The following is a 23,858-nucleotide window of genomic DNA, read 5'->3' on the forward strand; positions in this document are numbered from 1 at the left end:
GAAGGGTTACTACTCAAAAGTAATAACCCCTCAAACATTTTCAGAATTGATTATTCCACTATTCCGTAACCGATATATTCATAAGTTCCTCCGTCGATTTTTCTTTTCACTCTGTAATGGTTTTGACCTCCAACCATATCAATATAATCAATCGGATCACCATTTGAATCTGAATGTAAATCTCTGTAAGAAACTCTACCATCAGTACTTTTAACTGACAATAGATTAACTAAAGCAGTTGGGTTTTCTTCATTAATATCTGTTCCTTTATAAATAGAGATTTCATATCTTTCATTTGAATTAATGTATGATGCAAACTCAATTACACCTTCTGTCTGACCATTCACTCTTTGTTTCAGCTTCACTTTCAGCGGTTCTGCAATAACATCTTCAAAATAAGTAATATCAGTTATAGAATTTGTACCTGTGTATGCAGCAGTACCAATATTGGAAACCACATAATAATCTCCTCCTTTATCTTCTGTTCCTTGGAACATTCTGATATGATAATCTGAAGCTAACAAATCATTGTATTTTAATTCGCGAACATCTGAGTAAAAAACTGACTCACTGTTTGCTTGATATTCTGTCAATAAAGTTACTTTACCTTCATTGTATTGAATATGATTAGAAACATATAATCCTACCGATGAGTTTTCTGAAGGATTGTTCTCTCCAGAATGCATTTGATAACCAATCAGTGTATAACCATTTCTCCTTTCCTGCAAACGCACTGTACCTTTATAATTTTTATTTTTCTCATTATCGAAACTATAATCATTATAGTTACCTGTCAGTTCGTTTCCACCAACATCACCTCTACCTATTTCATTTCCTGTTACAGACTCCTCAGTAATGGCCATAAATCCATTATCAATTGCCATAGGATCTGTAAACTCAGTAAGGCTTGCGAATGAAATGTTTCCTGTAGTTTCATTTCCAAATTTTAGTATTGTAGGCAGTTCTACAATTACTTCATTAGAAAGCGAACCTGTAGCGGCTGTTCCTGTAATAATACGTGGATAATATTCTTTGCTGTCTTCTTTTTCCGACATTTTCACTGCCACAAGCATAGGGCTTGCGTTTTCACGAGGCAACATAATTGTCTCTGCTATAATAGATGAATCCTTATCATATAATGGGTAATTTTTTTCTCCAGACTGCACAAACGCATTCGCACCCAAATCTGTAAAAACATTAATAGAAAGGTTTTCTTCACTATTCAATAAAACTCTAAGATTACGATCTGCGGTTACAAGATCTTCAAACCTAATATTTTCACCATTATCACTTTGATGAACCTCTGTCAAACTGCTTGTTTCTCCAGCAGGAATTGGATTTAATGTCAAGTAGACATCTTGTTCAGTACCATCAAATAAACCATTGTAGATTTTGACAGTATTCTCATCCGTAACAGCTTGGTTCAGGTTTACTCTTACAAAGATCTTTTCATTTTCATCCATTTCTATATGAACTTGTCCACTTTTAGAAAAAGATTCAATGGAATAGGTTGTGAAAGAATTTACCTGAACAGGTAAAGTGGATGGAGAATCATCAAGTTCGTCATTCGAACAAGAAAACAAACCAATTAATAGTGTATTTAGGGCAATAAATTTAAATAAGTCTTGAATTTTCATAATCAATGTAGTATAAATAATAGTAGTAACTCTAATGGGAATTCTTCTTAAGGAAAACCCTTTCTTTAGTTGTGTATTATGTTATACTTCATTTTAATTGTTTAAGTTTAAACATTAACAATGTTTTACAAAACTCATTATTTTAGATTTTAGTTAAAAATAGACTCTGTTGCGTCACTTGGGGCTCTAGAAGGCTTTTTCTTACTATTTGAAGCGTTTCCAATTCTATATCTAAAAGTGAGTCTTACCACTCTCGATTCCCAGTCATAGGTTTTATCTTCTGAAAAAGTTGGTTGACTTCTACTCATTGTATAGTGTTGTGTATTTAGCATATCATCCAAAACTAATACTAAACTCCCTTGTCCTTTCAATACTGACTGAGAAATAGAAGCATTTACAAAGTACCTTCTGTCAATATCACCTTGCGGATTTTTCTGAGGTGATAGATAAGTTCCTGAAAGCATAAACTGAGAGCCTTTCCAAAGTCTCATGTTTGAAGTGATGGTAGTTCTCCAGTTTATACTTGTCTGATAAACATTTGGATCAATGTTCCTTCCATCAATCATATTGTAAAATACATTTACATTAGCATTCACATTCCACCACTTCTTCAATTCAGTATCTACAATCAGTTCTACACCAGCATCTGATGCTTTGTCCATATTTTCTACAGAATTGACCATTACGCCATCTTCTCCTTCGGTAGTGTACCACCTTGCAGGGTCCTGATAAAGTTTATAATAGAGTGATCCTTTAAAACTGACTTTATCTTTATTCAAATTGTAACCGAGTTCAAAAGAATCTATGAAGGATGCATTCAATTCGGGATTTCCTTGATTGATATAACTTGGATTAGAATAATCTACAAAAGGGTTGATCATTCTCATGCTTGGACGTTCTACTTTCTTTGTATAGGTAAAAAACACATCATCGTATTCTGACAAACCTTGTTTTAAAGTCAAACTCGGATATAATTTGAAATAGTCGTTTTTATAGATATCTGAAGGATCTGATTCTAAATTCGTTCTGATAATAGTCTGCTCGGCTCTGACTCCCGCTTGATAAGAAAACTTTTGATGTGATCCTGAAATCATCACATAGCCTGCAGTCACATATTCATTATAATTAAAAATATTATTTCTGCTTTCATCAGGAAGGAACCCATCTGAATTTTCATCATAATTCATCACATTCAAACCTTCCGTTTTTGTTCTTATGGTTTGCTTCACTCCCGTCTCAAAATTTACATTTCCCATTGGACGAGTATAGTCCGTTTGAAATGAGAAATTTGAAAATGTAGCATCTTTATAGTTTTGTTCCGTTGTACCTAGTTCTTTGAAAATACCTACATCTCCTGAAGCATAAGCAGTACTAATTGCTAGCTCCTCTCCTTCTCTTTCAGTGGTATGTAAATAATCCAACCGAACTTCTCCTTTCATTTTACTGCCTTCATTTATATTAGTTTGCATCGATCTGTGAGGCATATTTCCATCCTCTGTTACCTCTGTCCAGAGATCTCCATCCCTCAACCAATCTATCTTTACAACATTTGTGGAAATACTCAGGTTATTGTGTTCATTAAAATCATATTGGGCACCCAACTGAAAATTATGCTTCGTAAAATTATTATCACCGTAATACCCCTGATCTGTATTTTTGAATGGATCATCTTCACCAAAATTTTGAAGATTGGCATCCATGGACGCATATCGGTTTTCTTCTTTGAAGGTGTAAGATGAGTTAATAGAGAGTTTTCCTTCTTGTTTTTGAAAGCCTACACCACCGTCATACTTATCTCCGCTACCGTAACCGAGCATCACATTGGCAGAAGTATTTTTCAAATTATTGGAATTTGTAGCAATGTTTATAATACCTGCTGTTCCATCAGCATCATAACGAGCTGAAGGGTTGGAAATAATATCGATGTATTTAATATCCTGAATAAGAATCTGTTCCAGAATTGGCCCATATTCTCCCGATTGACTGGCAGGTCTGTTATTGATAAAGATCTGCACACCCTCATTACCTCTGTAGCTCACTATACCATCGGCATTGACGTCTACAGCTGGAATTAGTTTTAAAGCATCTAAAGCATTACCATCTACAATCTTAATATTTACTCCGATCTCATAACGATCATTAGAGTTATTATTTTGGGAGGTAGCTTCGTTTTCTTGTGCTTGGGTAATGGTTATAAAACCAAAGGATAATAAAATTACAAAAAGGTAGTCTTTCACGAATTAATCAATTTATATAGTTTGATATAAAACTACGTTGAATTCAACTACCCAATAAGTCTTATTAAATCACATTACCAATAACACTGCTTATTTTAATATTTAATTACTGAATTTAAGAGATCTTCAAATAATTTAATATCTAACATTATATCTAATAACAAAAAAAGCACAATGATCAATGTTATGATCATTGTGCTATAATGGTAGCTTTAAAATTCTTCCTTAAAAAAGAAATAAAACTAAAAGGGAAACCATTAGATTAACACAGAAATCTAGTACACCTACCCCTATATTTTTATCTTCCACCAATTCATAATCCAGGTCAGATTTCGGTATAATCAATTTATCAAAGAAATAGCTGACTACTAATAATAAGAATATCATAATGGTACCATCCATACAAATCATGATAAAGGTTTTACCCCACCCTTGAAAATCATGACCGATGGCAATCATTACAATAAGACCAATTGAAATCATTTTACCAGCTACACTAAATGCTACAGCGATATTTCCTTCGTGAATCTGATGCTGTATATCATATGACCTGAATTTGATGTATCCTTTCGTAAATAAAACTAGGAAAACCTGACCAATACAATAAAAAACAAGGGCTTGAAGAGGTCCTCCACCCTCACCTTTAATTGCACCTGCAATCATCAGTCCTGAAGCTAACAATGAAGCAAGTTGCACAATCGCAGCCGCAATATTATGTTTTTCTTTGATCTCTTTTCGGATGGCTACTCTTCTGAAAATACCATGATCATTGACCCATGAAGAAAGAAACATAATGGCAATACCCCCTAAAGCATAAGCAACTACATTTATAATATCTTGAAGAAGATCAACAGAAGGGCCTATCAAAGCCCCAACGTAGATGGCAAAAACACCAATAAAATAGCCTCCGATAGAAATACCGTATGCTACATTGTCTTTTTCGGTCAACTGTACATCAACATTGTCTTTGTATATAATTCTTTTGAAGAATTTAGAGATTAAAAGGATAACAGCGAAAATGAGAATGTAAATACTACTCATTCCCCATTCGGTAAGAATATCCAATAGTAGTTCTTTCATAATTGTTTAGTCTTTGATTAAAAAAAAGATTATTTATGTCCTAATAGTTCAACGGCTTTTAGCCCTGAGTCAATTGCTTCAGTCAAGAAAGGCAACCTGCCATTATCTACGCCTGCATATACTAGCTTTTCATGTTCTCTATTGTCATTCATATCTTTAAAAAGGTAATGCGGAATAGGAATCGGCATTGCATGCCCCATTAAATTTATATATACTTTTTCAATTTGAGAAATTAAATCTTCTTCCTTTAGGTTAAAAAATGAAGAAATATTACGGCTTGTCTGCAGTGCTATTTCTTTTGGGTATTGAGCTACTTTTGTCAATTTATGTTTGTCAGCTGAAGAAAAACAATAATAGGCTGTCAGTACTCTGTCTTCTTTTAGAGTTTGAGTAGTGGAATCTACAAATCCCATAAATTCTGTTTCATTGGATAAATCTTCATTTTGCCAAGCTCCAAAAGGTATAGTATTGTCTTTCTTCAAAACAATATTGACCACCATCCATGGAGCCTGTTCTAAGTGTTTTAGAGAAGGTTGTTTTTCTTTTAAGATATACTTCAATGCATGTTTCTGTCCTGCGTAAATCACTTCATCAGCATAGAAGATTTTAATTTTCTTAGCTTTAACATCAATCACTGAAACTTCAAACTGCCCTTCTTTTTTTTGAATAGAAGTCACTAAATGATTGTCCTTTAATTTTTCGGCCGGTAACTGTTTCAAGAATTTATTGATGAAATAATAATTGCCCTCTGGTGGAGAAAAAGTAGCACAGCACTCCCCAAATTCCGGTCTTACCGCATAATAGGCAATTCCTGCAAAAGCGGATACCTTCTCTATTCCTGCTCCAAAATCGTCTATTAAATGATAATTTAAACCCCTTACTAATTGTTCTGTAAGATTGATTCTCTGCTCTATGAGCCAAGTCTTAAAATTGATATCGTTCAAGCTTTTGGTTTCCGCAGCAGACAAACGGGAAGGTAAAGTTATTTTTGAGTAATACGGCTGGAGTAATTCATAAAACTTGGTGGTTTCAGCTGAAGGCAAAAGTACTTGATCATAATATTCTCCTTTATATTTTGTATTCGTCAAAAAGGATTCAGAGATCAAATATTCTTTTTCTTTAAATTCATAAAATGCCCCTTTCTTTTCTATTACATTTAATTCCTCTAAAACTTGAAGCACTTCTTTACCAAACTTCTCTGGGTAAGTCATATCATAATGAGCCCCTTGTGCAAAAACAGTATTGCCATGATTTTGTGAGGATGAACTTCCTCCAAAACGGTCTGATAATTCAAATAATAAAAAATCTTTCTCTCTTAATTGATAAGCGGAAGCCAAACCTGCTACACCTCCACCCACTATTATGGTCTTTACTTTTTCAGCTTCCTCTTTTGGAAATGATTTACTTTGATAGACCAAATGACCTACTTTATCATCAGATCTAACTTCTATTTCGAAAGGGTATTCTTCTTTACTATCACACCCCGCCAAAACTCCGAGTAAGGCAGTGGAGGACAGCTGAAGAAAATATCTTCTTTTCATTTATCTTGTAAAAATATTTTTGATGTATGGGTTGTCTTTTCCTTTCCAGATAAAACCGTCTAGTATATAATGTGTTATCTGAGGAAGAGATAAAAAGGCAATAATTAACGCTCTTAAAAACTGATGGTCAACATAGAGTTCAGGCCAATTTCCAAATAAGTCCACTCTCTCATTATTAATAAAAATATCCCAGAGCATCTCTTCAGAAGAGCCTAGAAAAAGACATATCAGTAACATCCACAAAACACTGAACACTACTTTCATGATGGACTGACTATGATTATTCCGAATTACTTTTTTCTCTTCCACATAATAGAAGACTAAAAACATATAAGGTATACCGTGTGCTACAACATTGGTAATCGTAAAAGAAAAATCAGAATTGAAATACACAATCCCCAACCACCATGTACCAAAAGTAGAAACTACCCACAGCACTTTTCCAATAGGGAACGACCTATTGTTTTTTTGGCTTGAAAGTAACAATTCTACTATCCAAGTCATCAAAATAGAGAAATATATAATATTTAGAATATCTACTATTCCTGTTGAAAGAATGGGGAACGTGATAAAGTCATCCGTATTGAACCAATTGAACTTTCTATCTCCTAAAAAATGCCATATAAACACAGGATATAAAGTTCCTAGATAGATCATAGCCTCATCTTTGAATACTTTACCTTTTACTGGAGATTTAATTTTATAGAGTTTTAAAAAGCCGTACTGTTGCTTTATAAAATGATATAATGCAAAATAGGCTAATACTCTCCAGAATAAATTTTCAGAATACCATGAGAAGATAAGGGTAAAAAGGAAAGCGATCATTGGCGCCAATTTAATCACTGAACTGTAATTGACTCGTTCTTCTTTGGAAAGGTAAGTCCTGAAAATGGTACTCCAAACATGCGATACGTCTACTCCTAACACAAAAAACACCCACACCAGCAAGGGAATCTTCATATCTGCAAATGTACTGTCAAATAGAAAACATAAACCCCAAGTGATAAAAATTGGAAGGTATAAAAAAAGTAGATCTAGTTTCTTAGAAAATAACCATTGCTTATTCATTAGTTTAAATATAAGCACAAAAGCCACCTTAGAATAATCTAAAGTGGCTTTTGTATATCAAATAACATTTTTTATCCTCTTGTAAAAACAAGTTCGTTTCCTTTGCTTAATTCTTCATTGAAAGTATAATCCTCATAATCAAAACCTTTCAAACCTTCAATACTATCAATTTTATGATCAACAATATACCTTACCATTAAGCCTCTCGCTTTTTTGGCAAAGAAACTGATGACTTTATAAGTTCCATTTTTATGATCTTTAAAAACAGGCGTTACAATTTCAGCTTTCAATTTTTTCTTATCTACAGCTTTGAAATATTCATTAGAAGCAAGGTTAACAAGCATTTCCCCTTCAGTCAGTTCTTCATTTAAAGAAGCCGTTACCGTTTCTTTCCAGAAAGAATATAGGTTTTTGTGGTCTTCCACTCCCCATTTTGTTCCCATTTCCAAACGGTAAGGCTGCATTAAATCCATTGGCTTTAACACTCCATACAAACCTGATAGAATTCTCAGATGATTTTGTAAATATTCCTGCTGTTCAGTATTTAATGAATAAGCATCCAAACCAACATATACATCTCCTTTAAAAGCATAAACTGCTTGACGGGCATTATTAGGATCAAAATCTTTCTTCCATTCCATAAATCTTTCCTTATTCAGGTCAGATAATTTTGGACTAATGCTCATCAACTTTCCAATATCTTCAGAAGAGAGTTGGGCTAATGATTTAACAAGTTGTTCAGATTGATCCATAAATCTAGGATTAGAAACAATTTCCGATGAAAATGGCGTTTCATAATCTAAACTCTTTGCTGGGGAAACCACTAACTTCATAATTATATCTTTTTTATATTTTTTTGCTGTATTAACTGAGTGCAATTTACAACTGAAACCACACTTATTCCAATCAAAAAATTTTATGTACTGATAGACCTTTTTTATTGTTGAGGAATGATGACCTTCCCTCCTGCTTTTTTCCAATCTGTAATGCCACCTTCTAGGTCCACTACTTTAGTAAAACCAAGATCCACTAATTTTTGTTTTGCTTTGGCACTTCTTCCTCCTGACTTGCAAAACACCATTACAGTAGCATCTTTGTCCAGTTTCTCCACTTCCTCCGTGAAAGAATCATCCATCACATTTATATTGACGGCTCCTTCCATTGTTCCTCCATTAAATTCGCCTGGAGTCCTTACATCCAATACAATAGCATTAGGATTTTCTTGTCTAATCTCCACAAAATCAGACACTGCCACTTGTGGTTCGTTGTTAACTGCTCTGTTACAAGCACTGAAAAATACAATTCCGATAAGAAGTGAGATGAAGAAGTTTTTCATTAGAAATTATTTTTTAAAAATATAAATAACTGATTTTCAGTATGAAAAATATAATGGCACGATTTTAATTTTAATTCCACAACAAAATATGTTATTTTTCGTGTACTATATTTGACTTATACCTATAACCTATAGTGTTTAAAGTTTTCACAAGTTAATGAATCAAAAGATTTTTGTGCAAATTTTAGGTAAAAGCTATGATCTTTACTGATCAGGAATCTGTTATTATTTCTTTGCCTTATTATAAGCATCGAAATGTATTTTTTAATTACTGACTTCAAGTACCATGTTAAAACAGGCGCAGAAGCTCAAGCAGACACAGACGTTATCACCGCAGCAAATTCAGTTTATTAAACTTTTGCAGGTGCCTACTATAGAGCTGGAAAAAAGAATTCAAGAAGAACTTCAAGAAAATCCCGTTCTTGAAGAAGGGAAGGAGTCTGACCGTGAAGAACAAGAGTTCGGAAACGATGACGCCTCAACAAATGATGACACCAATGATGAGTTTGATGACATTCCTGAAATTGACCCAATAGACGAAGTAAATTTAGATGACTACGTCAACAGAGATGACGTGGCAGGCTATAAAATGTATGGAGATGGTGATGTATCTGATGATAAAGAACTTCCTATCCCTATGATGGACACCCTCGGTGATTCACTTCTTGTTCAATTGAGTTTTCTCAATCTCAATGAAGTGGAACAGCAGATTGGTGAACAATTAATTGGCAGTATTGAAAGCGATGGCTATATCCGCAGACCGTTAGAAGCGATTGTCAATGATCTTGCCTTCTTACAGAATGTGGAAACGGATCTCAATCATGTAGAAGCTGTATTAAAGAAAATCCAGCAGTTTGATCCTCCAGGAATTGGAGCTAGAACTTTGCAGGAGTGTCTTGAAATTCAACTGAGAAAGAAAGATACGCAGGATTCTATCGTCAAGATTGCCATCAAAATGATTGTGTTGTGTTTTGAAGAATTCAAAAAGAAGCACTACACTAAGATTCAAAAAAGACTGGGTATTGATGATGAGCAAATGAAAGATGCCATTGAAATGATTATTCACCTCAATCCTAAGCCAGGAGGAGTGAATAGCAACGCCGCATCCGCTCAATTCTTAACACCCGATTTTATCATAAAAGAGGTAAACGGCAGAATCAACATATCACTCAATGGTAAGAACGCTCCAGACCTGCGTGTAAGCCGTCAGTATGGCGATATGATTGACGCTTTTGACAAAACCCCGAAGAAGACGAAGAAAATGCGTGAGGAGGTGCGTTTTGTAAAACAAAAGCTCGATGCAGCCAAATGGTTTATTGATGCTATCAAACAACGTCAGGATACTTTGCTGAGAACGATGCAGGCCATTGTAGATTATCAGATGCCTTTCTTCCTTAGTGGAGATGAAGGACAGCTGAGACCTATGATCCTAAAAGATATTGCTGAAATTATTCAAATGGATATCTCTACAGTATCAAGAGTAGCAAGCAGTAAAGTGGTAGAGACTGATTTTGGTATTTATCCTCTTAAATATTTCTTCTCTGAAAGTATTTCTACAGAAAGCGGTGAAGATGTAAGTAGCAAACAAGTGAAATCTGTCTTGAAAGAGATGATTGAAACTGAAGATAAGAAGAAACCTTTGTCTGATGATAAACTTGAGAAACTACTCCGTATCAAAGGATACAACATTGCCCGTAGAACTGTGGCGAAGTACAGAGAGCAAATGAATATTCCAGTAGCAAGAATGAGAAAAGAACTATAATAACATGCTTGAAACAAAAAAAGTATTTCAGATTATATCCGTTCTTTTACATCCCATATTTATACCCTGCATTATTGCGGGGTTATTTCTTTTTGGGGTAAATGAAGCACCTTGGCTAGATGCAAAAGCGAGATGGTCTCTATTCAGCCTGATTTCGACCATCACCACTTTAATGCCGATCAGCTGTCTTTTAATTATGCAAAGATTCGGAGTGGTAAAAAGTCCGCAGATGCATCATAGAGAAGAACGTGCCTTTGCACTTTCCATCATGATTTTATCTTTGGCTATTCTGTGTTATCTACTGATTGTCAAAGTCAATGTAAGTACGGCCCTCAGTATTTCTTTCTGTGCGGTTACCATTACACTGATTACAGCGAACATCGCCAACTTTGTCGATAAAATAAGTCTTCATTCGGTGGGGTTATCCGGGTTGATTGGCATACTGTATTACTTTATCAGAGAAGCTGAAGCAGAACCAAATATCATCCTGTTTGATGCTTTCGGTATCAGTATTATTTTGCTTGGTGTAGTAATGACGGCAAGATTATACTTAAAAGCACATACGTACTATCAAATATTGACAGGTGCAGTGATTGGCTTTCTTAGTGGCTTTGGGGGAGCCCTTTTGAGTGCTCACTTCCTACAGCATCATACCTTGATCTAAATCAAATTCTGTAGTTTTTCAAAAGAGATAGGCTTATTTAGATAGCCTTTCACAAAAGGATGTTTTAATGCTTCCTGTTCGTCTTCTTCAATAATAGAAGTACTTAGGATGACTACGGGTACGTTTTGAGGACATTTCTCAAGTTCCTCTAAAAACTCATGTCCGCTCATAACGGGCATGTTTATATCCAGAAGTATGAGGTCTATTTGTTGATCCGCTCCTTCGAGCATAAAGTCTAGTGCTTTTTCTCCGTTTCTGAAGACATTTAGATTTGAAAGAAGTCCCGACCTATTCAATATAATTTCAGTATAGGCGTTAGAAGCTTCATCATCATCAATTAAAAGAATATTCATAGTTTAATTTTATTTTGGCAAGTAAACGAAAAAAGTGGTCCCTTTTCCTAACTGACTCGTCACGTCAATTTTCCCTTTTAGTTGCTCACAAGCTTGTTTTGTCAAATATAAACCCAAGCCATTACCTTCAATCACATCATTGGCTCGTTTAAACATTCCAAAGATGCGTTGCATATGAACACTTAAGTCAATACCCACACCATTATCTTTAACACTGATAACTGTTTGGGTTTCGGGTGTAGTATCTATTCTTAATTCGAGCTGAAGGTCATTTGTATTTTTTCTATATCTCAAACCGTTCGTTAACAGATTTTCTAATATAGTGATTAATTGCTTTTTAGAACTTTTCAAGTAAGATTCTCCTAAGAATTCAACTTTTAAGTGATCATTTAATGATAATTCATCTACTGTAATACTCTTTTTTAAGTCTTCGATCAATGGCTCCATCTCAATATTCTCCATTAATACAGAAGCCTCTCTTTGCTCAATCACTTTCACCAAATCATTGATTTTAGCGTTAGCCTTGTCAATCGACTTTTCAATCCAATGTATAGCCTGCAATGAAGAAGGGTCAGTGATTGACTTATCTTCTTTCAGAAAATGTAAAAAACTATTGATATTAGTGATTGGGCTTTTTACATCGTGCGTTGTAATGTAGGCAAACTGTTTCAGCTCATCATTATGCTCTTGAAGTGCCAGTTCTTTTTCCTTCAGGACTGTAATATCTTCAAGCAAAATCATTACCCCTCCAATGTTATTTTCGGTGTTTTCCCATGGAGTAACTTTTATTTGGAAATGCCTCACCTTCTCCTGTTCTTGATACTCATAAGCAGGCAGGACTTCAATTTCTTCAGTAGTCAAAACCTTATCAATCATTTCTTCCAGTTTTAATTTACTGAAATGAAATGTGAACAAATCCCCATGAATTTCGTCTTTTATTCCAAAAGAAGATGGCCATAACTTACTGTATGCTACAATTCTTTTCGACTGATCTAGCATCATCACAGGAGTGGGTATAGTTTCTGCAAATGTCCTTAGGTCTTTTATACTTACTTTTTGTTCTCTATGTATTCTTTTTGAATTCACTATACAATTATTCATTTACCAAATCTATTGATAGTCTGGACACACTAGGGTTCTGTATTATGGTAAGAATCTTTGAATTTCAGTATGTCCTAAATTAACAGGTTAATAAACTATAGGTTTATTCGAACAATTTCTCTTCAGATTAAGCTAATCTCTCAATTTTAAAGACTGAAAGAAAAGTCGAAACAAATAATCTCAAATTAAACCGGGCACAATACACATCGTCAAAAGCATACACATTAAACAAACGAAAAATATAAACTATAAAAATATTGATCTATCATTACATTTAACAGTGAAATCTGACAACTATATTTTAACTAAATCTATACTTTCAACAGTGTGTACTTGCGTCATAATTAAAATACTAAATTTTAAGCGACTTTCTATAGGTTCAAAGTATAATCCTGTAATAGTGTAATGAATTATGAACATTGTATTATATAAAAAGGCCACCCCTTTGCAGAGGTGACCTTTGTAATATTATAAGAGTAGAATGATTAACCTACTGAACCTTCTAGTGATAAAGCCAATAATTTTTGAGCTTCCACTGCAAATTCCATTGGTAATTTATTCAATACTTCTTTACAGTAACCGTTTACAATCAGAGCGACAGCTTGTTCAGTGTCGATACCTCTTTGGTTACAGTAGAAAATTTGATCTTCACCAATTTTAGAGGTTGTAGCCTCGTGTTCTACTTTTGATGTATGATTATCTACTTCAATATAAGGGAAAGTGTGAGCACCACAACGGTCGCCCATCAACAATGAATCACATTGAGAGAAGTTTCTTGAGTCTGTAGCGTTTTTGTTCACTTTCACCAAACCTCTGTATGAGTTTTGAGATTTACCAGCAGAAACACCTTTAGAAACAATTCTAGATTTTGTGTTTTTACCGATGTGAATCATTTTCGTACCAGTATCCGCTTGCTGCATGTTGTTTGTTACAGCTACTGAGTAGAATTCACCTACTGAATTATCACCTTTCAAAATACATGAAGGGTACTTCCAAGTTACAGATGAACCTGTTTCCACTTGTGTCCATGACAGCTTTGAGTTGTTGCCATCACAAATACCACGTTTTGTTACGAAGTTGTAAACACCACCTTTACCATTTTCGTCACCAGGATACCAGTTCTGTACTGTTGAGTACTTCACTTCTGCATCTTCGTGTACAAAGATTTCTACTACAGCAGCGTGCAACTGATTCTCGTCACGCTGAGGTGCAGTACAACCTTCTAAGTATGAAACGTAAGACGAATCTTCAGCAACGATCAAAGTACGCTCAAACTGACCAGTACCTGAAGCGTTGATTCTGAAGTAAGTTGACAATTCCATAGGGCAGTGTACTCCTTTCGGAATGTAACAGAAAGAACCGTCAGAGAATACTGCAGAGTTTAGTGCAGAGAAAAAGTTATCTTTTACAGGAACAACTGATCCTAAATACTTTTTCACTAGCTCTGGGTGATCTTTTACTGCTTCTGAGAAAGAACAGAAAATAATGCCTTTTTCTGCAAGAGTGTCTTTGAATGTAGTAGCAACAGATACAGAGTCAAATACAGCATCAACGGCAATATTTGAATCTTTAACTCCTGTCAAACGCTTTTGTTCATCAAGAGAAATACCTAATTTTTCGAAAGTAGCTAATAATTCAGGATCAACTTCCTCTAAAGATTCGATGGCCTTCTTTTGCACTGGTGCAGAATAATAAATGATGTCTTGGTAATCTACTTTTTCATAGACCACGTTAGCCCACTCCGGGCATTCCATCTTTTGCCATTCTCTGAAAGCACTAAGCCTCCATTCCAGCAACCATTCCGGCTCTTCTTTTTTTGCAGAAATGAATCTTACAATCTCCTCATTTAATCCTTTCGGAGCCTGGTCTGCCTCAATATCGACAGTCCAACCATGCTCATACTCTTTGGACGTAAAGTCTTCTAAAATTTTGTTATCCTGATCTGCGCTCATTATATAAAAACGTTTTATACGTTATTAATTCTTACACAATTTTCACTATGCTTTTAGTAAAACTAGAAACACAACTGTTTTGTTTGATACCTACTATAATTAATAAAAATAATCCATTAATTATTTAGTATGGTTCTAAATTGCAAAATTAAGACATAAATTTCAGAAAGTTGAGTTTTAGCATCAAAAAGTTTATCAATTCTATTAAAAAGATGATTATTGCAGAAAATTGAAAAAAAAACTACATTAAATGCAATTTATACACTATAATAATTATATTTACAAACGTTAAAGTTGCTAACACAACTCCGCCTCAAGTTGTGTTATTACGGGTATTTTTTTTCATGACTGTATACCTTAGCCTTAACTTATTTAAAGAATTTAAATAATTGTGGGTTGTCTTTCTAGATAACCCTTTCTTTTTGCAATTCTTACCACCTAACAGGCTCTCTTTGATCTTTCTATTCCATAAAAAAAGCAATTAAGCGGGTAGCCTAACTGCTTTTTATATCTATAATGAGGAAGAATTATTTTTTTAATTTTGCATAATGCTTGTAAAATAATTCTATTGTTTCAATCCCTTTCAAGAAATTAAAAATTCCAAATTTTTCATTTGGTGAGTGGATCGCATCTGAATCCAAACCAAATCCCATCATAACAGAGTCCAAACCCAGTTCTTCTTTGAAAAGTGCAACTATTGGAATAGAACCGCCACTTCTTACTGGAATTGGTTCTTTACTGAACGCTTCTGTGTAGGCATCATTTGCAGCTTGATATTCTACAGAATTTGTCGGAATAACTACAGGAGTACCGCCATGATGTGCTGTAACTTTTACAGTAATGCCATCAGGTACGATAGATTCTACATGCTTCGTAAACAAATCAGAGATTTCTTCCCATGACTGATGAGGCACCAAACGCATGGATACTTTAGCGTAAGCTTTTGAAGGAATTACCGTTTTGGCTCCTTCGCCAGTATAACCACCCCACATACCATTGATATCTAAAGTAGGTCGGATACTTGTTCTCTCATTTGTTGAGAATCCTTTTTCACCAAATTCCTTATCAATATCTAACGCTTTTTTATAGGCTTCAAGATCAAATGGTGCTTTTGCCATTTTAGCTCTTTCTTCTTCAGAAAGAATTTCCACTTTATCATAGAATCCTGGAATGGTAATGTGACCATCTTTATCTTTCAAGGCTGCTAAAACCTCAGACATCGCATTTAATGGATTCTGCACGGCACCGCCATACATGCCTGAGTGAAGGTCACGGTTTGGTCCTGTCAATTCCAATTCCATATAACTCAAACCTCTTAAACCAACTGTAATTGATGGCGTATCTACTGAAATCATTCCTGTATCCGAAATCAGGATCACATCTGCCTTCAGGTCTTCTTTTCTCTCGCGGATAAAGTCACCTAAATTCACAGAACCAATTTCTTCCTCTCCTTCCAGCATAAACTTCACATTACAAGCCAATGTATTGTTTTTCATCATCGACTCAAAAGCCTTGACGTGCATATACATCTGCCCTTTATCATCTGAAGCTCCTCTTGCGTAAATACTATCATTTTTGATCGTAGGCTCAAATGGAGGCGTATCCCAAAGATCAATTGGATCTGCAGGTTGTACGTCATAGTGGCCATATACGATTACTGTAGGTAAAGAAGGGTCAATAATTTTTTCTCCGTAAACAACAGGATTACCTTTTGTAGGACAAATTTCTACCTTATCTGCTCCTGCTTCATTCAGTTTATGTGCAATAAATGCAGCCGCTTTTTTAATATCAGGCTGATATGCAACGTCGGTACTGACAGAAGGAATGCGTAATAATTCAAAAAGCTCAGATAAGAATCTATCCTTGTTCTCCTCGATGTACTTAGTCATTGTTATTATGTGTTTAAAAAGTCAAACTGATTAATATCAATCAGGCATAGTTCTAAAGACGAAATCCCATAAGGGAGATGATACTCCAAATGCCTTAGTGTCATCCCTATAGTGATGGATACTATGATGGATCCATAAAATCTTTAAGAAGTTTTTTGGAGGGTGCATAGCATGAATCATATAATGGACCCCCAAATATAATGCATATCCTGTTAGAAAACCTGCTGTGAAGGGATAACAATAGTCATCTAAGGCTAAATAAAACAAGTAAAAAAAGGAGGACGCCAACACTACACTCACTACTGGAGGCATGGCTAATCTTGATTTGTCTTTGGGGTGATGATGATGCACGCCGTGAAACTTGTGCGTAATATCTTTCTTCAGTTTTGTAGTAGGCTCCATATGAAACACAAACCGGTGCATGACATACTCCACGAGTGTAAAGAGCAGTAAGCCAACGAAAAATAGAAGAATAGTCAGTGGAACTGTAACGAGCTCATGGTATAACGCATACACCAACAACCCTGCTCCAAAAATGAGATACATTGAGATGGGGACCGCTGCGTGTGTATGCGTTAATTTTTCTAGTAGAGGGTTTTCAAATAGTTTCTTTTCTTTAGATTTTTTTTCATTGATTGATGATGAAGAAATATCCATTATAAATAGTTTTGTAAGGGTTATAGGATTAATCGCCCACCATCACATTCAAATTGAAGGACAACGGGTCTAACTCTCCTATAAGTTCGGGAATAAAATCCACATTTTTAGGCCAAAACTCAATCAAATTCACAATTCTTTCTTGTGGAGCGTTATTTGGCAACAGGCATTCCCTTATACATAGTACTCTTTCAATATCATCTTGTATTTTTCTTTTACCCTCTTTGCGCAACTTATTTTGAGTGTGCTGCACCCTCTTCTGCATACGTGTCATTTCTGCATCAACATGCTTCTTCAGATTAGGAGTTATTGCACTCGCTTTTGTCAAAATATCATTATAAGCCAACTCTATTTTTACTAACTCTGAAGTAATATCTGTGTCTACACTTTCATTCGTATCCAACAACTGTTCTTCAATCTCCCTTTTGGGTTTTAAAAGCTCTTCTAAAGGCCAACCCGATTTACGCCATTTTTCACTGAAATGCCCGTCCAATACCAAACAAAATCCTCTTGGTAATACCATCGGGTACTTTACATTGTAAGCATCAAAAGCGCTTTTCAACTGTAACCAATACACCACTTCCGCAGGACCGCCTAAATAAGCAAGGTTAGGCAATAAAACTTCCTGTAATACTGGTCTCAACACTACATTAGGACTGAATTTCTCTGGACTCTCGTCAACCAAAAGATTCATTTCTTCAGAAGTCCATTTATAATCTCCCCCAACGGTCTGAAATCCTTCTGCTGTTTTTTCTAATCTCAAACGGACGCCATCTTCCATATAGAAAAGGTTGATTTCACGAGCATAAATCTGCGTTTTATAACCTTGTGCTTCAATCACTGCATTAGTCTCTGTGACTTTCTGATAACTTACTCCTTCAAACAACTCTTTTTTAATGATTTCTCTGAAAGGCTCTTTTAATATTTTGTGATCTGCATCAACACATACTAACCCGAATTCTTTAAAAAGTTCATTGACAATCTTTCTTGATGCTTCCGTAAGGTTCTCACTTTGTCTGTAAGCATTCACAAAAAGTGCTGGCATATCTTTAATTCTATCCAGAATCTGATCCATTCCTTCCAAGGAAAGTCGGCCAACTGGACCAGAAGCATTAGGGTGCTCCCAAGTATATTTTCTACCGCCTAGCTGAAAAGAGGCAATTTCTTCAAAATCGTGATCCTCTGTTGCCATCCAATACACAGGAATGAAATTTTTATCTGGGTACTTCTCCTTTAATTGCTTACACAAATTGATGGTGGCGGCAATTTTATAGACAAAAAACAAAGGTCCTGTAAAGATATTGAGCTGATGCCCAGTGATAATGGTGTAGGTATTTTTATCTAAAAGTAAATCGATTTGCTCCGAAGGATAATCTTCTATTTTACTATACTGCTCATGTAAAGATTGCACTAATCTTTGTCTTGATGCATCAGTAAAGTCACTTCGATTTTCAATGATCTGATCAAATGATGATAATTGAGGTGAATGTTGATATAAAGGTTTAATCTCTTCTTTTTCCGAAAGGTAATCAAGAAACATTTTTCCGTATAAACCGGCTGTTTCGAATGGAATTTTGTAAGTATTCATTGTGTTTATTATTCTTCGATCTACGAATTTAATGGATGTTTTGTAAATAAATAGTGAATCAAGAAAAAATATTTGTTTCAACAATAGTCGACACCGTCAATTTGATTGGCTACCGATCATAAACTACGTTCAACTTCTCTCCTATTATTAATTTACCTTGATGAAAAACTTTGATGACACCGTCTTTCTCAACGCTATACTTTCCATTTACTTTTGACACTAGGTTTTCTGTCGCCTCAACTGTATCATCTACTATTAATTCTACACCTTTAGGAATCCATTTCTCGTAGGGTGAAACTGTATTTAAAATATATTTAAAAGAATTTACAAAGATGACCAATGTGTTGATATGATTTTGACCTTTCAAGAGCTTATGATGTTCTGCTTCAAGTTGATCTGTAATGAAGTTAAGTGCAAAATGTTTTTGACCAGAAAGCCATTTCAAAACAGTCTCAAGTAATTGATCATTGTAATGTACTAACTTAAAAAATTCATTCTGTCTTGTCATATTCTCACTGATGTTATCTTTATTCTTTTTATAAAAAATAACATCAATTTTGATATCTAAAGACAATAGTTTCTCATAAGACTGTTCTGAGGCAATCACTATCGGGCTCCATTCTAACAAAGAATATAAAAGTGGGAATTGGGTGTCATCGAGCGTATCGATCAGCACTGCAGGTTCCTGATCATCTCTGACAATGTGGTGTGAGGACATAGGTGTTTAAAGAAAAAAATGCCATAAAATCATTCATCGAATTTATGGCATTTTTTAGATTTATTTCAAACTTTCGAGCATTTTCTGTAAGTCTTTCATGATGGCTTTTCCTTTATCTTTGTTGTACCATCGTTGCACTTTCATTGAGAACTGTTGCTTATCTTCTCCTACTTCCTTCTTGAATTCTGGAATAAGTCTTGTCAACTCTTCCGGTCTAGGTCCCCACTCTCCCAACACTTCATTGGTTTTCTGATCAATCATGATCAACTTAGGAATAGACCTGGAACCATTCGTTAAAAACTGCTCCATCAGATCAAGGTTATTATCCCTCAATAAGAACCTCAACTCAATTTTGGGTGACACCTGAGCTGCTTCCGCAATAATGGGCAAACTCTGGGCTGCATCACCACACCACCCTTCAGTCAGCACCAACCAATAAACACTTCGGTTTACTGCTCTTCCGGCCACTCTCAAAGGGTCCAATAGTCTGTTGGTCTTGTCAATCCTTTGCATTCTTGTAACATTCAAACGAGTGTAGTCGACTAATTGGGAATCATCGTAGCTGATCAGTGCCGGTTCTTCCGCTAATAGATTGTCTAATGCTTCTCTGTATACTTCGTAAGTAAATGCATTGTCGATATACTCTTGTGCTACAGTTTGGTTTTCTGCCATACGAATAATTGAATGATTGAGTACCAAGACAAATTATTTTCATCTCAGCACGTAGGTTGAATTATTTAATTAAGTAGTGCTTCATTAAATAACTTTAATTCAGTTGATTTTAAATATTAAAGTAATAAAATGATAGGAGTTTTTTTTATTACAAGCTCAATTTTTTCCCCTTTGGTTCACATTACTTGATATAGTACAATGAATTTATTTTTTAAGGGTAGGAACCTTAACAAATTGTGCAAAAATAAGTGAGATAACACATAGCACAGCACCTCCATAAAAAGGTAATGTCCAATCCTGCAACCAAATCCATCCTCCTAATAATGGAAGAAATACCGCTACTACATGGTTGATGGTAAACCCAACAGCCATAGAAGGTGCAATATCTTTCGGATCTGCATTTTTTTGGAAATAGGTTTTGATTCCTATTGAAAAACTGAAGAAAATATGATCAATGATGTAAAGCCCTGCCACAACCCATCTGTTTTCTATTAATGCATAAGCAAGGAAAACAATGGTTAGGCTGATGTATTCAAAACTCAACATTTTTCGTTCTCCGTATTTATTCAGCATTCTTGCTATAATCGGATTGAAATACATGGAAACGATATTGTTCAATACAAAAAGGATTGTAATCTCTTTGATAGTAAAATCATATTTCTCTACTAAAAGCAATACGGCAAACACCACAAAAACCTGTCTTCTTGCACCGCTCAGTAAATTCAACACATAGAAAAGCCAGTACTTTGACTTCAAAATCATCTTTTTGTGCTGCATCACTGCATCTTCTTCAATCGGTTTTTGGAATAAAGCCCAAGCTCCTGCCAATACAACCACTACTCCAATCAACAGATAGATTATTTCATAGGATGCAACGAAAGTCAACCCGTAAATCGCTCCTCCAATAGCTATATTTGTAAAAGCCATGATACTTTTCAGTCTTGCCAGCACATGCGGGCTATCTTCTTTGGAGAAACTCTGAAGGGTGAGTGATTGATTAGAAGTTTCATAATAATGAAAGCCTATCGACATGATCAAAGTGGTCATCATCAAACCCCAGAAAGTAGGAAATAAACCTGTTAGACCTACTCCTACTCCCATGACAATGATGGAGATGGAAGCAAATTTATCTTCTTTGATAAACATCAGAAAAAACAACGCTGTCACCACCAAAAAGCCTGGCACTTCTCTGAATGACTGTATGGCTCCAATATCAAAACCATTCAAACCGATTTCATCTACTGCAAAATTGTTGAACAATGTACGCCAGCCTTGGAATCCTAATGCGGTGGCAATGGATAAGACGAGTAAGAATTTGTACATTGGTGAACGGAAGGCGGAAGTATTTTTCAAAGTAAGTTGTTTTTTGACGAAAAATATTGGCTTTTGAATCCTTCGATTTATTCAGCCAAAAAGTTTGTTATTAGTAATGCGAATATAAGTACAAATTCAAAATTATCTAATACTAATTCTATTTATTGTCTTGCGATTACTTCCTTCAAAAAACTTTCAATAGAACCACTATTAATTCGTTTTTTAGCGTTGTACTCACAAAAAATAAATTAGAATTAACTAGTATTTATTTCTGACTTTGTACTTAGATGATTTAATTTTAAGGGTCCTATCCTCAAGCACAAAAAAAGAGCTAAACCGTAACAGCTTAGCTCTTCTTATGATTCTGAAATTTAAATTACTTCAAACCAATTTTATTTCCTTTCCACCCTTTATCCCAAGTATTTTTCAATGGGTGAGCTTCAGTATTCAATACATATTTTTCAAAATCAAATACATCTTCAGGGGCAAAGAATAAATAACAGTATTTCATTGTTTCTGCAAAGAAGAAGCTTTCCAAAGTGTCCCACTTCTCTTTTGTTTTCACATCCTTCAACTGTACATAGCCGTTCTCAACTTGACAGTATTTTTCAATGCTTTCGAACATCTTCTTACCCTGCTCATAGTATTTGTTATTGCCTGTACCTCTCCAAACATAGTAAGTAGATTCAATAGCTTCAGGACGCATCATATAATATTCAGCCCCTTCATAGAAAGGTTTCATTGTGGTGTAATCCACCGCTTCAGGCTCAATTCCATCTTTAAACCACATTTTATTGATAGACGCCTGTAACTTTTCTGCTCTATCTAAATCTCCGTCTAGTACATAACATAAGTTCCAGAAACAATCCAATGCACCAAATCTAGTACTGATTCTTTCACCAGTATTCATATCAGCCCAACCGATCCAGAATTCACCATCTACAGATGTTGTATCTACTAAATATTTGTTGACAGCATCTCTTGAAACGTTATACCATTCCAATAAGTCTTCATCTCCAAATAATAAATATCCTTTTAATAAGTATTCGTAATAAGCATCAATACCTCCTGAAATATGTGCCCTTGTATCCGCCCATTCTCCTGTATCTTGGTCAATCCATGAACCTTGCAATCCTGTCTCTCCTCTTCTGTCATAAGAAGCTTTGATACCTCTCTTACATAATTCATAGTATTTATCATCACCCGTCAATTTTGACAAAACACCATACTCCAATAACATCGAACCGATTTCACATGGGTTAGTACCCTGTCCACCTGTTTTACCTGTACGAAGGTTTACTAATCTGTAAGGAATACCTGTAGGTGATTCAAAAACAGGAATCATTCTATCACCAAGATCTTTGGCTAATTCTAAAAACCTTGGATCTCCATCTAACTGATAAGATGAAAGTAAACCACCTAAAATTCGGATGGCAATTTCAAACTGCTGTACATCTAAGTCTTTATCGGAGTTTAATTCTGAGAAAATAAGTTCTTTACACTCTTTCATTTCCTCTTCCAAACCCATCAGATACATGGTAGAAAATGCATCGACAGGAGTCATCAATAATGATTCCGCGTACCAATTGTGGCCTTTTTCTGAGATAGGATTAACGGCATCTAACCCTTTAGCATAATCCATATATGCTCTCCACCCTTTTTTGAAAGCCGTTTTTACTCTTTCTTGATATTCTTTCTTTTCTTTTTGAGAAATTTCTTGTGTTACTATTTCTTTAGAAGATTCACTTGCTGTATTTCCACAAGATGTTCCTAGTAATGTTGTTGACGCTACTAAAACTGATGCGATTAATGTTTTTTTGATGGTAGTATTCATTTTCACTCTCTTGATAATGGTTTATTACTTAACTGTATAATTTATTTCCAAATTTTATTTACTTCATTTAAAAACTGTATTTCTTGTTCTTCATTAAAATCATAGAACTCAAAATCACCTAAATGTGTGTTGTCTTTTTCAATGATAAGCACTTTTGCACCTTCTTTTAATGCAATGGTATGCCAAACATTTTTAGGGATATTATAGGTTACGCCTTCTTTCATTTCCTCCATATCATAACTGATCTTATCTTCATGAATTTGAGCTGAAACTAATATAGCTTTCCCTTGTATTAATAAAAAGGCTTCATCTGTCTGGTAGTGAATATCAAGTCTTTTGATATTTTCAGGCTTACTTTCCTCCTCATAATTTAATTGGGCCACCTGCCAACCCTCTCTAATCAAAAAGGGATTATAGCCATCACCCTCGTGCGTATATCTTTCTGTAATATTCAT

The 23,858-nt window shown here is 35.0% G+C and carries 20 protein-coding genes; 2 read left to right on the plus strand and 18 right to left on the minus strand.

Annotated elements, in window-relative coordinates; genetic code table 11:
- Positions 1-50 precede the first annotated feature (50 nt).
- The 7 genes from HHU12_RS05800 to HHU12_RS05830 form a co-directional block, all read right to left on the minus strand.
- On the minus strand, positions 51-1,637 hold the full coding sequence (locus tag HHU12_RS05800; RefSeq protein ID WP_169655811.1) for a PH domain-containing protein: 1,587 nt from the start codon (positions 1,635-1,637) through the stop codon (positions 51-53).
- A 149-nt stretch (positions 1,638-1,786) separates the two neighbouring features.
- Complete coding sequence (locus HHU12_RS05805) at positions 1,787-3,874, minus strand: TonB-dependent receptor domain-containing protein (RefSeq protein ID WP_169655812.1); 2,088 nt, start codon at positions 3,872-3,874, stop codon at positions 1,787-1,789.
- Positions 3,875-4,099: 225 nt separating this feature from the next.
- Positions 4,100-4,954 (minus strand): DUF350 domain-containing protein, encoded by an 855-nt coding sequence (locus HHU12_RS05810; protein ID WP_169655813.1) that lies wholly within the window; start codon positions 4,952-4,954, stop codon positions 4,100-4,102.
- A 29-nt stretch (positions 4,955-4,983) separates the two neighbouring features.
- A complete protein-coding gene (locus HHU12_RS05815; protein ID WP_169655814.1) occupies positions 4,984-6,495 on the minus strand; it encodes an NAD(P)/FAD-dependent oxidoreductase in 1,512 nt (503 codons plus the stop codon).
- Complete coding sequence (locus HHU12_RS05820) at positions 6,496-7,563, minus strand: hypothetical protein (RefSeq protein WP_169655815.1); 1,068 nt, start codon at positions 7,561-7,563, stop codon at positions 6,496-6,498.
- Between the two features lie 71 nt (positions 7,564-7,634).
- Positions 7,635-8,396, minus strand: coding sequence for a peroxide stress protein YaaA (yaaA, locus tag HHU12_RS05825; protein ID WP_169655816.1), 762 nt, complete (start codon positions 8,394-8,396; stop codon positions 7,635-7,637).
- A gap of 104 nt (positions 8,397-8,500) precedes the next feature.
- Positions 8,501-8,899, minus strand: coding sequence for a rhodanese-like domain-containing protein (locus tag HHU12_RS05830; protein WP_169655817.1), 399 nt, complete (start codon positions 8,897-8,899; stop codon positions 8,501-8,503).
- A 286-nt stretch (positions 8,900-9,185) separates the two neighbouring features.
- Between HHU12_RS05830 and rpoN the strand changes: the two genes are divergently transcribed.
- Both rpoN and HHU12_RS05840 read left to right on the plus strand, forming a co-directional pair.
- On the plus strand, positions 9,186-10,661 hold the full coding sequence (gene rpoN / locus HHU12_RS05835) for an RNA polymerase factor sigma-54 (RefSeq protein WP_169655818.1): 1,476 nt from the start codon (positions 9,186-9,188) through the stop codon (positions 10,659-10,661).
- 196 nt (positions 10,662-10,857) lie between these two features.
- A complete protein-coding gene (locus HHU12_RS05840) occupies positions 10,858-11,325 on the plus strand; it encodes a hypothetical protein (RefSeq protein WP_169655819.1) in 468 nt (155 codons plus the stop codon).
- Here the strand turns inward: HHU12_RS05840 and HHU12_RS05845 are convergent.
- The 11 genes from HHU12_RS05845 to HHU12_RS05895 all read right to left on the minus strand — a co-directional run bounded on the left by HHU12_RS05845 (position 11,322) and on the right by HHU12_RS05895 (position 23,858).
- On the minus strand, positions 11,322-11,678 hold the full coding sequence (locus HHU12_RS05845) for a response regulator (protein WP_169655820.1): 357 nt from the start codon (positions 11,676-11,678) through the stop codon (positions 11,322-11,324). The two genes, HHU12_RS05840 and HHU12_RS05845, sit on opposite strands and share 4 nt — an antisense overlap.
- 9 nt (positions 11,679-11,687) lie before the next feature.
- Positions 11,688-12,779: a PAS domain-containing sensor histidine kinase gene (locus HHU12_RS05850; RefSeq protein WP_169655821.1), complete on the minus strand. Its 1,092-nt coding sequence runs from the start codon at positions 12,777-12,779 to the stop codon at positions 11,688-11,690.
- Positions 12,780-13,264: 485 nt separating this feature from the next.
- Positions 13,265-14,731, minus strand: a complete 1,467-nt coding sequence (gene sufB, locus HHU12_RS05855) for a Fe-S cluster assembly protein SufB (RefSeq protein ID WP_169655822.1) — start codon at positions 14,729-14,731, stop codon at positions 13,265-13,267.
- A 527-nt stretch (positions 14,732-15,258) separates the two neighbouring features.
- On the minus strand, positions 15,259-16,620 hold the full coding sequence (locus HHU12_RS05860; protein WP_169655823.1) for a dipeptidase: 1,362 nt from the start codon (positions 16,618-16,620) through the stop codon (positions 15,259-15,261).
- A 36-nt stretch (positions 16,621-16,656) separates the two neighbouring features.
- Entirely contained in the window at positions 16,657-17,277 is a 621-nt protein-coding gene (locus HHU12_RS05865; RefSeq protein WP_169655824.1) for a sterol desaturase family protein, read from the minus strand.
- Between the two features lie 28 nt (positions 17,278-17,305).
- Positions 17,306-18,865, minus strand: a complete 1,560-nt coding sequence (gene bshC / locus HHU12_RS05870; protein ID WP_169655825.1) for a bacillithiol biosynthesis cysteine-adding enzyme BshC — start codon at positions 18,863-18,865, stop codon at positions 17,306-17,308.
- 109 nt (positions 18,866-18,974) lie between these two features.
- On the minus strand, positions 18,975-19,583 hold the full coding sequence (locus HHU12_RS05875; RefSeq protein WP_169655826.1) for a hypothetical protein: 609 nt from the start codon (positions 19,581-19,583) through the stop codon (positions 18,975-18,977).
- A 60-nt stretch (positions 19,584-19,643) separates the two neighbouring features.
- On the minus strand, positions 19,644-20,255 hold the full coding sequence (locus tag HHU12_RS05880; protein WP_169655827.1) for a thioredoxin family protein: 612 nt from the start codon (positions 20,253-20,255) through the stop codon (positions 19,644-19,646).
- A gap of 204 nt (positions 20,256-20,459) precedes the next feature.
- Positions 20,460-21,608: an MFS transporter gene (locus HHU12_RS05885; RefSeq protein WP_205959792.1), complete on the minus strand. Its 1,149-nt coding sequence runs from the start codon at positions 21,606-21,608 to the stop codon at positions 20,460-20,462.
- 337 nt (positions 21,609-21,945) lie between these two features.
- Positions 21,946-23,403 carry a glycoside hydrolase family 47 protein gene (locus tag HHU12_RS05890; RefSeq protein WP_169655828.1) on the minus strand — a complete coding sequence of 486 codons (1,458 nt, stop codon included), beginning with the start codon at positions 23,401-23,403 and terminating at the stop codon, positions 21,946-21,948.
- A gap of 41 nt (positions 23,404-23,444) precedes the next feature.
- The gene (locus HHU12_RS05895; protein WP_169655829.1) at positions 23,445-23,858 is read right to left on the minus strand and encodes a hypothetical protein; all 414 of its coding nucleotides are present in this window, start codon (positions 23,856-23,858) and stop codon (positions 23,445-23,447) included.

It is taken from the genome of Flammeovirga aprica JL-4, assembly GCF_012844305.1.
Taxonomy (GTDB): domain Bacteria; phylum Bacteroidota; class Bacteroidia; order Cytophagales; family Flammeovirgaceae; genus Flammeovirga; species Flammeovirga aprica.